12 protein-coding genes are annotated in these 13150 nt (G+C 39.2%); 4 read left to right on the top strand and 8 right to left on the bottom strand.

Going from position 1 to position 13150, the window contains the following annotated elements; translation table 11 throughout:
- The first annotated feature begins 249 nt into the window (after positions 1–249).
- On the top strand, positions 250–894 hold the full coding sequence (gene adk / locus CWB77_RS02930) for an adenylate kinase (RefSeq protein WP_008468042.1): 645 nt from the start codon (positions 250–252) through the stop codon (positions 892–894).
- Positions 895–962: 68 nt separating this feature from the next.
- Here the strand turns inward: adk and tpx are convergent, their stop codons facing one another.
- A complete protein-coding gene (tpx, locus tag CWB77_RS02925) occupies positions 963–1544 on the bottom strand; it encodes a thiol peroxidase (RefSeq protein ID WP_138621290.1) in 582 nt (193 codons plus the stop codon).
- Positions 1545–1763: 219 nt separating this feature from the next.
- Here tpx and CWB77_RS02920 point away from each other — a divergent pair, with 219 nt between their 5' ends.
- Together CWB77_RS02920 and CWB77_RS02915 are read left to right on the top strand one after the other, a co-directional pair.
- Complete coding sequence (locus CWB77_RS02920) at positions 1764–2768, top strand: response regulator (RefSeq protein ID WP_010388597.1); 1005 nt, start codon at positions 1764–1766, stop codon at positions 2766–2768.
- A 6-nt stretch (positions 2769–2774) separates the two neighbouring features.
- Positions 2775–3746: a sensor domain-containing diguanylate cyclase gene (locus CWB77_RS02915; RefSeq protein WP_010388598.1), complete on the top strand. Its 972-nt coding sequence runs from the start codon at positions 2775–2777 to the stop codon at positions 3744–3746.
- 10 nt (positions 3747–3756) lie between these two features.
- On the opposite strand, the gene CWB77_RS18575 is transcribed toward CWB77_RS02915, so the two are convergent.
- From CWB77_RS18575 to CWB77_RS02890, 5 genes are all read right to left on the bottom strand, one after another.
- Positions 3757–3909 (bottom strand): universal stress protein, encoded by a 153-nt coding sequence (locus CWB77_RS18575; RefSeq protein ID WP_241773558.1) that lies wholly within the window; start codon positions 3907–3909, stop codon positions 3757–3759.
- A gap of 199 nt (positions 3910–4108) precedes the next feature.
- Positions 4109–5623 (bottom strand): SpoVR family protein, encoded by a 1515-nt coding sequence (locus CWB77_RS02905; RefSeq protein ID WP_138621288.1) that lies wholly within the window; start codon positions 5621–5623, stop codon positions 4109–4111.
- A gap of 18 nt (positions 5624–5641) precedes the next feature.
- A complete protein-coding gene (locus CWB77_RS02900) occupies positions 5642–6925 on the bottom strand; it encodes a YeaH/YhbH family protein (protein ID WP_010388601.1) in 1284 nt (427 codons plus the stop codon).
- 31 nt (positions 6926–6956) lie between these two features.
- Positions 6957–8879, bottom strand: a complete 1923-nt coding sequence (locus CWB77_RS02895) for a PrkA family serine protein kinase (RefSeq protein ID WP_010388602.1) — start codon at positions 8877–8879, stop codon at positions 6957–6959.
- A gap of 208 nt (positions 8880–9087) precedes the next feature.
- Positions 9088–9669: a superoxide dismutase gene (locus CWB77_RS02890; protein ID WP_010388603.1), complete on the bottom strand. Its 582-nt coding sequence runs from the start codon at positions 9667–9669 to the stop codon at positions 9088–9090.
- A 264-nt stretch (positions 9670–9933) separates the two neighbouring features.
- Between CWB77_RS02890 and CWB77_RS02885 the strand changes: the two genes are divergently transcribed.
- Complete coding sequence (locus CWB77_RS02885; protein ID WP_024602947.1) at positions 9934–10272, top strand: Grx4 family monothiol glutaredoxin; 339 nt, start codon at positions 9934–9936, stop codon at positions 10270–10272.
- A 198-nt stretch (positions 10273–10470) separates the two neighbouring features.
- Here CWB77_RS02885 and CWB77_RS02880 read toward each other — a convergent pair whose 3' ends face one another.
- Together CWB77_RS02880 and CWB77_RS02875 are read right to left on the bottom strand one after the other, a co-directional pair.
- Positions 10471–11775, bottom strand: a complete 1305-nt coding sequence (locus tag CWB77_RS02880) for a sensor histidine kinase (protein WP_109874498.1) — start codon at positions 11773–11775, stop codon at positions 10471–10473.
- The gene (locus CWB77_RS02875) at positions 11775–13103 is read right to left on the bottom strand and encodes a sigma-54-dependent transcriptional regulator (RefSeq protein WP_138621286.1); all 1329 of its coding nucleotides are present in this window, start codon (positions 13101–13103) and stop codon (positions 11775–11777) included. Before CWB77_RS02875 ends, CWB77_RS02880 begins: the two co-directional genes overlap by 1 nt.
- Positions 13104–13150 lie beyond the last annotated feature (47 nt).

The raw sequence follows: 13150 nt of genomic DNA, 5'->3' as shown, positions 1-13150 counted from the left end.
CCATCAATGCCAAACAGGCGCTGCCCGAAGGGTTCTGCCTAGGGGCGATTTACTCTTTGTTGCTCGGTTTTTACTTAGCCCACTAGGTTACAAACCCCGCGCCGCGATTAAATTCTCCCTAGTTTGAACAAATATTAATCCGCAAAGGTCAACAGACCCTAGACAATTAGTATAAGTTACTTGAGTATCTGCAGCGCTTATGGAAGAATTCAGACTTTAAAATAAACTCTCATATTAGGGGACAATGATATGCGCATTATTCTTTTGGGCGCGCCGGGTGCAGGTAAAGGTACTCAAGCTCAGTTTTTAATGGATAGATACGGTATTCCACAAATTTCTACCGGTGATATGCTACGAGCTGCAATTAAAGAGGGCACACCACTAGGCCTAGAAGCAAAAAAAGTAATGGACGCAGGTCAGCTTATTTCTGACGATATTATTATTGGCCTTGTTAAAGAGCGTATTGCCAAGCCAGATTGTGAAAAAGGCTTCTTACTAGATGGTTTCCCACGCACAATTCCACAAGCTGATGCAATGAAAGAAAATGGCGTAGTGGTTGATCACGTTATTGAATTTGATGTTGCTGATGAAGTTATCGTTGAGCGTATGGGCGGACGTCGTGTTCATCCTGGCTCTGGCCGTGTTTACCATGTTGTTTACAATCCTCCAAAAGAGGAAGGTAAAGACAACGAAACAGGTGAAGAGCTAATTATTCGTGCAGATGATACCGAAGAGACTGTTCGTAAACGCTTAGGTATTTACCATGAGCAAACAATGCCATTGGTTGACTACTACCAAGCAGAAGCTAAAGCGGGTAATACTCAGTACCATAAATTAGATGGTACCCAAGCGGTTGAAGCAGTAAGCAAGCAACTAGCTGAGCTACTAGGTTAATTTTTTAACCACACAGCAAAATAAAAAACCGCTTTTATAGCGGTTTTTTATTTCCTGAAATTTGACCTTTAAAGCATTTTAAGCTTTTCAATGACGCTATCATATTCAGGCTCGGTTGATAAACTACTAACTAATTGCTTATAAATAACCCTATGGCTCTTATCAAGAATAAAAACAGAGCGGGTAAGTAATCCCATATCTTTAATGATTAAGCCATACTGTTGACCAAAATCACGCCATACAGAATCAGAAAGCGTCGTTACTTTATCGATATTTTCGGCCTTACAAAAACGCTTTTGCGCAAATGGTAAATCGGCACTAATAGTGAGCATGGCCACGCCTGGAAATTGTTGGGCGACTTTTTCATTAAAGTGCTTAGTTTGTAAGCTACAAATACCGGTATCTAAGCTCGGAACAACACTAATTAATACAGCTTGGCCTTTATAATCTTCTAACGTAACAGCAGTGAAACTGTCATTAACTACTTTAAAGTTAGGGGCATCTTCACCAACTTTAAGGCCTTTCCCTAATAAGGTAACTGGCTTACCTTGTGCAGTTACTTTTCCTGCATCGAGTGTGTTTTCGGGTAAATCTGCGGCAAAACTGGCACAGCAAAATAGGCTTAATGCAAAAGCTAATGTACGACGCATGGAGTTTTTTCCTTTTAAATTAACGCAATAGTTGTGAGTGTATTATAATGTAGATAAGTAACCAAGCAGAAAAATCCACAGCTTTATTTTTGCCTAAAATTGAAAATAAGTAATACATTGATTACTATGTATGTATAAGAAATAGGTATTATTTTTTATGTATCCGTGGCTTGTTCTACACGCTTAAAATTACACCCAGTTTTAAAATAGTGAGATTGTATGTCAACATCGGTTTTAATATGTGATGATTCAAAATTAGCACGACGCCAGTTGGCTCGTTCCTTACCCGATGATTGGGATATTAAAATTGAATTTGCATGTGACGGTGTAGACTGCATAAAACAAATAAGCAAAGCCCAACCTGAAATTCTTTTCCTTGATTTAAATATGCCAGAGATGGACGGCTATGGTGTGTTGGCAGCAATGAAAGATCAGGGACTAGACGTGCTCACTGTGGTGGTATCGGGCGATATTCAACCAAGCGCACATCAACGTGTACTTGAACTTGGCGCCATAGACTTTATTCAAAAACCATGTTCCCCTGAAAAGCTCGCTGCCATTATAGAGCACCATGGCATAAGAGATAGAGCACTGCGTGAACGTTTGTCCCACACTTTAGGTGAACAAGTTGACCCTGATGTTCGTGATATATACCAAGAGCTGACTAATGTTGCTATGGGCCAAGCAGGGGATCTACTTGCACGACTGCTTAATGTATTTGTTAAGCTACCCATTCCTAATGTTAATGTTTTAGAAGTCAGTGAGCTTAATATGGCGCTAAGCTCTGTTGATACCAATGACACTACGTCGGGTATTTGCCAAGGTTTTATTGGCGGCGGGGTATCTGGTGAGGCGTTATTACTTTTAAATGATTCTAGTTTTAAAGAAATAGCCTCATTAATGAATTACGAAGGTGAATTAAACGACAAGGTTGAGTTAGAGTTGCTAATGGATGTAAGTAACATTTTAATTGGCGCTATATTAACAGGCTTATCAAAGCAGCTCGACATGACCTTTAGTCAAGGCCATCCCATTGTATTGGGCCAGCACCGTGATGTTTCTGAGCTTGTTCAGTCTAATAAGTCGCGTTGGCAACGGACACTTGCCATAGAAATTAGTTACGGTATTGAAAATCATGATATTAGTTGTGATTTAATGTTGCTCTTTACTGAAGATTCACTTAAAACTTTGAAATATAAAGTTGCCTATCTACTGGAAGATTAAATATTTATGCCAGCTGATTTAGATTTAAATGAAATCCATTGGTTAATGGACATGTTTAATACTGTTGATGTAGGCCTTGTGGTGCTTGATCGAGACTACAAGGTATGCGTTTGGAATGGCTTTATGGAAAACCATTCTGGGCTGTTACCGAGTGCAGTAAAAGATAAAGACTTGTTTGATCTATTTCCAGCCATAGATGAAAAATGGTTTAGAAGTAAAGCAGAGTCAGTGTTTGTATTAAAAAATCGCTCATTTACTATTTGGGAACAGCAGCCGTATATTTTTCGTTTTAAAAATTATCGACCGATTACAGGTAAAGCGGATTATATGTATCAAAACGCCACGTTTATTCCACTTACGAATGTACGAGGGGAAGTAGAGCATATTTGTATTATTATCTACGATGTAACGGATATTGCAGTTAACAAAAAAGAGCTTGAAGAGTTAAACAAAAAATTAGAGCAAGTAAGCCAAACTGACAGCCTTACCCAACTTGCAAACCGAGGACATTGGGAGCATTTGTTACATCAAGAATTTTTACGTACTAAGCGCAGTGAAGGTTGCTGCTCGTTATTAATTTTTGATATTGATCACTTTAAAAAGGTAAACGATGACTTTGGTCATAGTGCGGGAGATGAAGCACTTCGTCATATAGCGAGTTTACTTAAAACTGCATTGCGTGAAACTGATATTGCTGGGCGATACGGCGGTGAAGAGTTTGTTGTTACTTTATTAGATACCGATAAACAAGGGGCTATCGTATTTGCTGAGCGCTTACGCCAATTAATCGAAACCTCACCAGCGAAATACAAAGAGCACACTATGCATATGGCCATTAGTGTGGGTATTGCCTGCTTTGACAACGAATTTAAAGATCATGAGCGTTGGATTGAAGCTGCCGATAAAGCACTTTACCATTCAAAAGAAACCGGTCGAAATAAAGTGTCGGTATATGCTGATATAAAAAATGATGCGTAAGCATCATTTTTTAATTGGGAGGTAAAATAAGTAAATCAGTTTTGAGTAAACGCATTATTTTTTCTGCGGTATTACCAATGAGTTTAGCTTTAATCCCTACATTTCCTACAGAGCCTATAATCACTAAATCAGCATTAAGCTTAGCCACTAAGCTTAAGATCACCTGCTCGGGAATCCCGCTTTAATATGAAGCTTATAGCGTAAGTTATTATCAGTTATAAGGGCCTGCTGCGATTGCGGTAGTTCTCAAACGCATTAACGAGTTGTTCCTTAGAAAAAACCAAGCCTAAATCTCTTAATATTGGAGAAATATAGACAGTATAACCTGCATAAAACTCACAATTGGTTCGCTATGCATATTTTTACTCTGTTGTATGGCGTGAGTCATCGCTTGGGCATTGACCAATGGTTGAAATATCACCAGAATTTGACTCCTGTTCCAGTTTTACCTTAAAGCCCCATAGTCTGTAAAGGTGTTTTAATACCTCCTCATGGGAGTTGGCCAGTGGAATGGCGTTGTGAGGGATATATCGCAGGGTTAATGAGCGATCGCCACGCAAGTCTACATCGTAAACTTGTATGTTAGGTTCATGATTACTAAGGTTATATTGTGAAGAAAGTGCCTCTCTAACCGCTTTGTAGCCATTATCGTCATGAATAGCGCCTATTTCTAAATGTGGGTTGTTAGCATGGTCTACTATAGTGAACAATTTAAAGTCTCTGATCAGTTTTGGCGATAAAAATTGGCTAATAAAACTTTCATCTTTAAAGTTTTGCATTGCAAAGTGAAGAGTTTCAAGCCAGTCACTACCAGCATGTTCAGGAAACCAGCGTTTATCTTCTTCTGTCGGGTTTTCACAAATTCGGCGTATATCTACCATCATATTAAAACCCAGCGCATAGGGGTTAATACCTGAGTAATAATCGCTATTATAAGGGGGTTGATATACAACATTTGTATGGCTTTGTAAAAACTCTAACATAAATGAGTCGGTTAGTTTTCCCTCATCATATAAGTGGTTCAAAATAGTGTAGTGCCAAAAAGTGGCCCAACCTTCATTCATAACCTGTGTTTGTTTTTGCGGATAAAAGTACTGCGATATTTTTCGCACAATACGTACGATTTCTCGTTGCCATGGCTCAAGTAAAGGAGCATTTTTTTCAATAAAATACAGAATGTTTTCCTGTGGCTCTTGCGGAAAGTGGCGCTCACTTTTTTTTGATTCTTGTTGCTGAGAGGGAATGGTACGCCATAGTTCATTAACTTGTGATTGTAAGTACTCAGCCCGTTCTTGCTGGCGTTTTTGTTCTTCAAATAACGAAATACGCTGCGGACGTTTATACCTGTCAACACCATAACTCATTAATGCATGGCAAGAGTCGAGTATGCTTTCTACTTCAGAAATACCGTATTTCTCTTCACAGCGGCTAATATAGTTTTTAGCAAACAATAAATAGTCAATTATAGAACCGGCATCAGTCCATGTTTTAAATAAATAATTCCCCTTAAAAAAAGAGTTATGCCCGTAACACGCATGTGCCATAACCAATGCCTGCATCGGCAGCGTATTTTCTTCCATTAAATAAGCTATACATGGATTGGAGTTAATCACAATTTCATATGCAAGGCCCATTTGACCTCGTTTATAATTTTGTTCTGTTTGGATAAACTTTTTACCGTAAGACCAGTGAGTATAGCCAATAGGCATGCCTACACTGGAGTAAGCATCCATCATTTGCTCAGCAGTGATCACTTCAATTTGGTTAGGGTATGTGTCTAGTTTATAATGCTCAGCAACACGTGCAATTTCATCTTGATATTGCTGAAGTAACTCAAAGGTCCAATCGGGCCCATCACTGATTCGCTCGTTATTCATATTGCTACCTCGCTTTGGCTATGCAGCCCCTTGCTGTTGACGGCCTTTTTTAAATAGCTCCCTAAATATAGGGTAAATGTCTTCAACACCTTGAATATGTTGGATGGCAAAATTACTGTGAGTTTGGCTTATGCTTTGGTACTCGCGCCATAAACTTTGGTGGGCGCGGGTAGTAATTTCTATATAGGCAAAATATCGCACTGCGCTTAACAGTTTGTTACGTAAAATATGCCCACATTGCGGGGTATCATCTGCCCAGTTATCACCATCAGAGGCTTGTGCTGCGTATATATTCCATTCATCAGCATTATAGCGCTCTGCTATTATTTCATTCATCAGCTTAAGCGCACTTGAAACGATAGTACCGCCCGTTTCTTGGGAGTAAAAAAACTCTTGTTCATCAACTTCTTTAGCTTGAGTATGATGACGAATATACACAACCTCAATGTCTTTATAGCTGCGAGTTAAAAACTGATAAAGCAAAATATAAAAGCGTTTTGCCATGTCTTTGGTGGCTTGATCCATTGAACCGGATACATCCATAATACAAAACATTACTGCTTTGCTGGTTGGGTGTGGTTGTTTATTATAGTTACGAAAACGCAAATCGTAGTTATCAATAAAGGGTACCGATTTAATTTGCTGCTTTAGAATGTCGATTTCTTGTTGCAACAATGTCACAGCGGCTTTGTCGCAGTGTGGTTGTTCAAGCAGTAGTGCTAATTGCCCCTCAAGTTCACTAAGGCGGCGCTTTTTTCCTGCGGTCATTGCAATTCTACGAGCTAAAGAGCCTTGTAATGAACGCACTACGTCAATATTACTGGGCATACCGTCGCTGCAAAACCCAGCGCGATGGGTTTTCATTTGTACGAGCTTATCGAGCTGATTTTCTTGTAAATTAGGGAGTTCTAAATCTTCAAATAACAAATCAAGATATTCGTCTTTAGAAATTGAGAAAACAAAATCATCTTGGCCTTCACCAGAATCACTCGCTTCACCTTCGCCCGCGCCACCGCCTTGTCCACCTTTAGGTCGCTCAATTTTATCACCAGTAGAGAACTGATCGTTCCCTGGATGTATTTGCTCTCTATTACCGCCTCTACCTTGATGAAAAGTAGGTTCACTAATATCACGCTGTGGAATAGATATACTCTCCCCAGAGCTAGAGTCGGTGACGCTGCGTTTATTTATCGCATCAGACACCGCTTCTTTTATCTGCTTTTTATAACGCCTAATAAAACGCTGGCGGTTAACTGTGCTTTTGTTTTTGCCATTTAAACGCCTGTCGATAAAATGCGCCATAATGACCTCCTAAAAACTGCAATTATGAAGGTTATTGCGATTTTCTAACCCGTAAATACCACTCAGATAGCAAGCGCACTTGTTTTTGCGTGTAGCCTTTTTCAACCATACGGTTAACAAAGTCCTCATGCTTTTGCTGATCCTCAGCCGATGTTTTAGCATTGAATGAAATGACAGGGAGTAAGTCTTCGGTGTTTGAGAACATTTTTTTCTCAATAACAGTGCGTAGTTTCTCATAACTCGTCCATAGCGGATTCTTACCATTATTGTGAGCGCGAGCACGTAGTACAAAGTTAACAATTTCATTTCTGAAATCTTTAGGATTTGAAATACCTGCCGGTTTCTCAATTTTTTCGAGCTCAGCATTAAGCGCATCACGGTCAAACAATTGCCCTGTATCAGGGTCGCGATATTCTTGATCTTGAATCCAAAAATCAGCATAAATAACGTAGCGGTCAAAAATATTTTGTCCGTATTCCGAGTACGATTCTAGATAGGCGGTTTGTAGCTCTTTACCTATAAACTCAACATATTGTGGAATTAAATAGCCTTTTAAAAAACTTAAATAACGCTCTTCAACCTCGGCACTAAATTGTTCTCGTTCAATTTGTTGCTCAAGTACATAAAACAAATGTACTGGGTTGGCGGCCACTTCGGTGGTATCAAAGTTGAATACGCGAGATAAAATTTTAAACGCAAAACGAGTTGAAAGACCGTTCATGCCCTCATCGACACCAGCGTAATCACGATATTCTTGGTATGACTTAGCTTTTGGATCGGTATCTTTGAGTGTTTCACCATCGTAGACCCGCATTTTAGAGTAAATGCTAGAGTTTTCTGGCTCTTTTAAGCGCGAGAGAGTGGTAAATTGAGCTAAAATTTTAAGTGTTCCTGGCGCACATGGAGCATTATAAAGCTCACTGTGTTCAATCAGCTTATCGTAAATTTTAATCTCCTCGGTCACTCTTAAGCAATATGGGACTTTAACAATATAAACACGGTCTAAAAAAGCTTCGTTGTTTTTATTGTTTTTAAAGGTTTGCCATTCTGACTCGTTGGAGTGGGCGAGTATCATGCCGTTAAATGGCAGGGCGCTTATGCCTTCTGTGCCGTTATAGTTACCTTCTTGTGTGGCTGTTAAAAGCGGGTGTAGCACTTTTATCGGTGCTTTGAACATTTCCACAAACTCCATTAAGCCTTGGTTAGCTAAACATAATGCGCCTGAATAAGCGTACGCATCAGGATCATTTTGCGCAAAGTGTTCAAGCTGGCGGATATCTACTTTACCTACAAGAGCCGAAATATCTTGGTTGTTTTCATCGCCGGGCTCTGTTTTAGCAATCGCTACTTGATTTAAAATTGATGGGAAGCGTTTAACCACTCTAAATTGGCTAATATCACCATTAAATTCTTGTAAGCGTTTTGCGGCCCATGGAGACATCACTGTTTTAAGGTAGCGAGACTTGATTCCATATTCTTTTTCGAGCAGGTTTGCATCTTCAATGGGGTCAAATAATGCCAGCGGATGGTCATTAACTGGTGAGCCTTTAATGGAGTAGATAGGCACTTGTTGCATTAAATACTTTAATTTTTCGGCAATTGATGACTTACCACCACCCACAGGGCCGAGTAAATAAAGTACTTGTTTACACTCCTCTAAGCCTTGTGCTGCATGTTTTAGATAAGACACAATTTGTTCAATAGCGTCTTCCATGCCATAAAAGTCAGCAAATGCTGGATAACGTGCAACAACACGATTTGAAAATAAGCGACTTAAACGAGTATCGGTAGCAGTATCTACCATTTTAGGCTCGCCAATGGCCATCAGTAACCTTTCAGGTGCACTGGCATAAGCAGACTTATCGGTTTTACAAATTTCGAGGAATTCAGCAACACTGTACTCTTCTTCTTGTGTTGATTCATAACGTGCTTGGTAGTGATCAAAAATAGTCATAATGACCTCCGAAACCTACTTTGAAGATGTATTCACTATCTAAAGTCTAGTCACGAATTTCATTTTTTGTGCAATAAAATTAAAAATTTATATGAAAAATGATCAAGATGCGCTTTTATAAAACAACCTACGTATAAACGCAATTAATGCAAATTGTAGGCATAAAAAAAGACGCCTAAGCGTCTTTTTAAAACTAGTATTAAACTAATTATGCGAAGTTAGCGTTCGCGAATTCCCAGTTAACTAGTGACCAGAAACCTTTAAGGTAATCTGGACGCACGTTACGGTAATCAATGTAGTATGCGTGTTCCCATAAATCCACTGTTAGGATTGGAGTAACACCTGCATCTGTTAGTGGTGTAGCAGCGTTAGATGTATTAACGATGTCTAGTGAACCATCAGCCAGTTTAACTAACCAAGTCCAGCTTGAACCAAAGTTATTTACTGCTTTATCATTTAACGCGTCTTTAAATGCGTCAAATGAGCCCCATTTGGCGTTAATTGCATCAGCAATTGCACCTGTTGGAGCGCCACCGCCATTTGGAGATAGGCTGTTCCAGTAGAAAGTGTGGTTCCAGATTTGAGCAGCGTTATTAAATACACCGCCTTCTGAAGAACATACGATTTCTTCAAGTGACTTACCTTCAAACTCAGTGCCTGGGATTAAACCGTTAAGTTTAGTCACATAAGTGTTGTGGTGTTTACCATGGTGAAACTCTAGCGTTTCTTGTGAAATATGTGGCTCAAGTGCATCAATTGCATACGGTAGTGACGGTAGTTCAAATGCCATTTTTTATCTCCATCTTCTTTTGGTTGATAGTCTATTTAGTAATACGTAATGCCTGCGCAAACAGGGCACTTATCTATACCAAACAGGAATATAGTGTTACTATAATTGTTGAGTATTTTACTCAAGTTTTAGCAAACAGCAATGCTCTTGCTAAAGCTATTTAAGATTGAGGCTTTAATTGCCTATTTTAATCTATATATCTGAGGCCACAGTGAAACTTTTTCAAGGCCTAATGTGTTCGCTATCGTCATTTTGAGGTTGTAAATGGAAACCATCGATAAAATTAAACAGCAAATTGCTGAAAACCCAATCATCTTATACATGAAAGGATCACCAAAACTGCCTAATTGTGGTTTTTCTTCACAAGCATCACAAGCGTTAATGTCGTGTGGTGAACCGTTTGCTTATGTAGATATTTTACTTAATCCAGACATTCGTGCAGAGCTTCCTGCGTATGCTAACTGGCCTACTTTCCCACAACTTTGGGTTGAAGGTGAGTTAATTGGTGGCTGTGACATTATCATTGAAATGTTTCAACGTGGTGAATTACAACCACTGATCGCAGAAACAGCTGCAAAGCATAAACCTGCAGACGCTGAATAAGCGTTTAGGTAAAAAAAGCTGCAATTTGCAGCTTTTTTTATATCTATAAACAAGTTACTCTTTATTGTTTATACGATGAAAGTAAAGAATAAGTCGGCTGCTTTACTCGTTTTTTCGTAGCTTACAAAGCCGCAAACTTCAGAGCTCGATTTAATCGCCCCTAAATTGGGCAAGTTTTCATTCTTAAATAAGCAGTTCTCAGGGTAAACTTACAAAAACACTGATCCCGCCGATTTCACGATTATGCAGGCTAATTTGCCCATGATGGGCTTCAACAATTTCTCGACACAGTGCCAACCCTAATCCACTTCCAGCTGCCTTGGTAGAATAAAAAGGGATGAGAGCACTGGCCATAACCGTTTCACTCATGCCTTTTCCTTGATCGCTCACATTAATATGAGTGCCGAGGTTATCTTGTGTTATTTTTAAACTAATATGCTCTGCTAGCGACTCTGATTCATGTGCGTTTTTCAACAGGTTAATGAGCAATTGTTCTATTTGGGTTTGGTCGGCTCGTGTGATGATATCTTTTTGAAGGTCGAAATTAAATTGCCATTGGCTTTGTAATTGATCGAGTAATGAATGCCAATCAACCGTTGTTATTTTAGGTGGTGGTAGTTTAGCAAACTTTCCATAGCCTTGAACGAACTCGTTTAAATGCTTTATTCGCTCTTCAATGGTAGTGAAAACGCGTTGTAAACGAGGTTCATCCACTTTTTGCGTTAACAGCTGTGCACTATGTAACATGGATGACATAGGACCTAGTGAGTTATTGAGTTCATGGCTAATGATCCTAATAACCTTTTTCCAAACTTCAACTTCTTGGCGGCTCAATTCGCGGGTCAATTGTTTAAATACAAACAACCTGTGGTGTTGGTTGTTAAGCAATAAGCGACCCATTGAAAGGTGCCATGTTTGCGGTTCTTGTTCTGCTTTATCGAGAATAAATAAACCATCTACGCCTTTATTAACGGCATTAATTATTTGCTGTGGGGCTTTAGACAATAATGGTGAGATTTTCTCGCCTTCAAGGGCTGTACTTGCATTAAAAAAATCTCTCGCACTATGGTTACTATAAACAATAAAATCATTGTCATTTACCAATAATACAGCTTGAGGAGCGTTTTGTAATACCTTATCAAGCATCAACTCTCGTTGGTAAACCCATTGCTTTTCTTGTCTTAATTGCTTTGCAGTTTGATTGTAAAGCTGACACAAATGACCTAATTCATCATTATGGTTATAGGCCAGTAAAGTCGATAGTTCCCCATCTTTAAAATTTAATAAGCCAGTTTCTAATGAAGTAATACCTTGGACCAGTTTACCGCTGAGTCGATGAGCCAATAAGCTACTTAGAGTGGCTGTGAAAATAACACTTACTGTTGTTTTTATAGCGTCAACACCCAGCAGCCAACAACAGATAAAAACAGGGATCACAGAGGAAAATACACATACTAAAATCACTTTAGAAGTTAAAGAGAAGCGGTATCTTGATTTTTTCATCAGTAGGCAATCTCAAACTTATCAAGACGACGGTAGAGTGCTTGTCGGCTGAGTCCAAACTCACGTGCTACTTTGGCAATCACCCCTTTATGTAAACGCATGGCATCCTCAATTTGTTGTTTGTTAGGCTCTACTTTTTGAGTGTGTGTTTGAGGCGTAATAGGAGTTAAACCAAAGTCGTCGATGCTTATCTCACCGCTGGGTTTGAGCACACTGACACGTTTACATGCATTTTCAAGTTCACGAACATTACCGGGCCATGAATGGGCTAAAAGTAGGTTTTCGCATTGTAAGTCCAGCTCACGTTCTACTAAAAAATGATGAATAAGAGGAAGTATGTCATCCGGTCGCTGATTAAGACTTGGCAGGTTAAGTTCAATTACATTTAAGCGGTAGTATAAGTCTTCTCTAAACAGCCCTTTGCTGATTGCATCTGTTAGGTTTTCATTGGTCGCTGATATTACACGGACATTAACTTTTCGGGTCTGGGTTGAACCTAAGCGCTCGAATTCTCCCGTTTGTAAAATCCGTAGGAGCTTCATTTGTCCTGATAAAGGGAGATTACCTATTTCATCTAAAAATAATGTGCCACCATCAGCCGCTTCAAATCGACCAATCCTTTGTTTTGTGATCCCTGTAAAAGCACCTGCTTCTGCACCAAATAATTCTGCTTCTATTAGTTGATGGGGAAGGGCACCTGCATTGACCGTAATAAACGCAGCATTTTGGCGAGGTGAGTTTGCTTGAATAATTTGTGCTATGCGCTCTTTACCACTGCCATTTGGGCCTGTTATTAATACAGAGACATCAGATTTGGCGACTTGTAATGCCATTTTAACTAATTGCTCCATGGCCGTACTGCGATAAATTAAACCTACTAAATTAGCATTTTCTATAGATGCATCCCGCTCTTGCTGGTGGCGCAATAAGGTTTGATTTTGTTTTTTGGTCTTTCCTAGTTCAATTAGGTTATTAACACAGGTAAGAAGTTTGGCATCATCCCATGGTTTTGGTAAATAATCAGCCGCACCGGCTTTGACAAGTTCAACGGCTGTTTCAAGCTCGGTCCATGCAGTGATCAGAATAATGGGCAGATAGGGATTTAGCTCTCTGAGTTGATAAAAGAGTAACTTTCCCTCTTCTCCTGAAGTTGTGTCGTTACTAAAGTTCATATCTTGAAGTACAAGTGCAATACGCTGGTATTGCACAATTTGAATAGCTTCAAATGGGCTATTTGCAGTAACCACTTTATAGTCGTGAATCTCTAGCAATAATGACAAAGCATCTAAAATTGCAGGATTATCATCAACGATAAGTATTTTTTCCATGTTAATTTAATCGCTGTTTATTATTATTTAAATATTGAAAATGCTAC

Origin of the sequence: Pseudoalteromonas sp. S1610, assembly GCF_005887465.1 — a bacterium.
GTDB classification, from domain to species: Bacteria; Pseudomonadota; Gammaproteobacteria; order Enterobacterales; family Alteromonadaceae; genus Pseudoalteromonas; species Pseudoalteromonas undina.
Note: the sequence above shows the minus strand (reverse complement) of the source record. Positions and strands in the feature narration are given on the sequence as shown.

Coding starts and splice junctions, on each gene's coding strand:
- adk (WP_008468042.1), top strand. CDS start 250: ATGCGCATTATTCTTTTGGGCGCGCCGGGTGCAGGTAAAGGTACTCAA.
- tpx (WP_138621290.1), bottom strand. CDS start 1,544: ATGCGTCGTACATTAGCTTTTGCATTAAGCCTATTTTGCTGTGCCAGT.
- CWB77_RS02920 (WP_010388597.1), top strand. CDS start 1,764: ATGTCAACATCGGTTTTAATATGTGATGATTCAAAATTAGCACGACGC.
- CWB77_RS02915 (WP_010388598.1), top strand. CDS start 2,775: ATGCCAGCTGATTTAGATTTAAATGAAATCCATTGGTTAATGGACATG.
- CWB77_RS02905 (WP_138621288.1), bottom strand. CDS start 5,623: ATGAATAACGAGCGAATCAGTGATGGGCCCGATTGGACCTTTGAGTTA.
- CWB77_RS02900 (WP_010388601.1), bottom strand. CDS start 6,925: ATGGCGCATTTTATCGACAGGCGTTTAAATGGCAAAAACAAAAGCACA.
- CWB77_RS02895 (WP_010388602.1), bottom strand. CDS start 8,879: ATGACTATTTTTGATCACTACCAAGCACGTTATGAATCAACACAAGAA.
- CWB77_RS02890 (WP_010388603.1), bottom strand. CDS start 9,669: ATGGCATTTGAACTACCGTCACTACCGTATGCAATTGATGCACTTGAG.
- CWB77_RS02885 (WP_024602947.1), top strand. CDS start 9,934: ATGGAAACCATCGATAAAATTAAACAGCAAATTGCTGAAAACCCAATC.
- CWB77_RS02880 (WP_109874498.1), bottom strand. CDS start 11,775: ATGAAAAAATCAAGATACCGCTTCTCTTTAACTTCTAAAGTGATTTTA.
- CWB77_RS02875 (WP_138621286.1), bottom strand. CDS start 13,103: ATGGAAAAAATACTTATCGTTGATGATAATCCTGCAATTTTAGATGCT.